Source organism: Gilliamella apicola (assembly GCF_003202655.1).
Lineage (GTDB): Bacteria > Pseudomonadota > Gammaproteobacteria > Enterobacterales > Orbaceae > Gilliamella > Gilliamella apicola_R.
The window spans coordinates 1-1456 of the sequence record NZ_QGLR01000031.1 but is presented as its reverse complement, the minus strand read 5'-3'; the positions used below and the strand labels follow the sequence as shown (position 1 = coordinate 1456).

The 1456-nt window shown below is 45.7% G+C and carries 1 pseudogene; it reads left to right on the top strand.

Going from position 1 to position 1456, the window contains the following annotated elements:
* Positions 1-1456: pseudogene (locus tag DKK70_RS16570) on the top strand (RHS repeat protein); the annotation flags it as partial.

Sequence of the window (1456 nt, the reverse complement as noted above, 5' to 3'; positions counted from 1 at the left end):
CCTATGATGCCCAAGGGCGAATAACGGCCATCAGTGATGGGCAAAACCAGACGATAAGCTACACCTATGACAGTTTGGGGCAAGTTACCCAACTGACCTACCCGAACAAAACCACGCGGGAATATCGCTATAATGCTTATGGCAAAGTGACTTGGTTTAAGGATGAATCGGGCAAGGTGACGGAATATGAGTATGCCTCACCCCTGCACTTAGTAACGGAAAAACGCTTACCTAATGGTGAGCGGCTCAAATTTCGCTATGACAATGTTCACGTACAGATGAGTGAGATTGAGAACCAAAAAGGTGAAGTGTATCACTTAAACTATACCCCGACCGGGCAGCTAAGTGAAGAGATAGGCTTTGATGGCATTAGAACCACCTATCATTATGATAACGCCGGGCGTATTATCGAAAAAAGGGAATATGGTAACACACCGGATGCAGAGCCTTTGGTGACACAGTACCAGCGTGATATCACGGGTCGCTTGGTTCGGCGAATTTTTGCTGACGGCGTTATTGAGCAGTATGAATATGATGCATATGGTCAGTTGATTAAAGTTAAAGACGGTCAAAATATACTGGTTTGGGAATATAATCTTGATGGTCAAATGACAGCGGAACATCAAAACTGGGCAACGATTCGTCACCGTTATGATAAAACCAGTGGTTTGCTCGATGGCACCAAACTACCCGATGGACAGTGGTTGGAATACCATCACCGTAACGGTCAGCTACGAGGAATGACGCTAGAGGGGCAATCCTTAATTGGCATGTTTTATGACTCAGCCGGACGAGAGCGCGAGCGGCGTCAGGGTAATGGCTTAATTAACCGTTATCACTATGATGAACTCGGCCAGCTGGCGTCACACCAAATCTACCGTGGTTTTGATGTTGAACTCAATGATACCCCGCTGCCGGTCTGGCAACAGCAGCACCAATATGAGCCTGATGGTCAGCTTGCCCAAATCAACGGTAATCAAGCCCGCCATTACCGTTACGATAAGTTAGGTCAACTGCAAACGGTCAGCTATCCCCAAGCGAATCGCGAAGAGCATCATGCGGAAAAAGTAGAGCTGTTTAGTTATGATACCACCGGCAATAAAATCAGTGAGAAACAATCTTTAGCGCAGCTTGAAGCGAAAGTGAATCGTGGCAATCGGCTACTGTTTTTTAGTGATAAACATTTTGAGTATGACCGTTTTGGTAATTTAATTACCGAAAAGCGCGGTAAAAACCAAAGTCTGGTGACGCATTATGAGTATGATTGCCGACATCGTCTAATCAAGGTGATTAAACCCAGTGGTCAGACCATTACCTACAGCTATGACCCTTTTAACCGCCGTACCAGTAAAACGGTTAATGGCAAAACCACGGAATTTATCTGGCAAGGTCATAAACTGATTGCCGAAACCGACAATGACAAGCACTGGCAAAGTTACCTCTATGAGCAGGACTC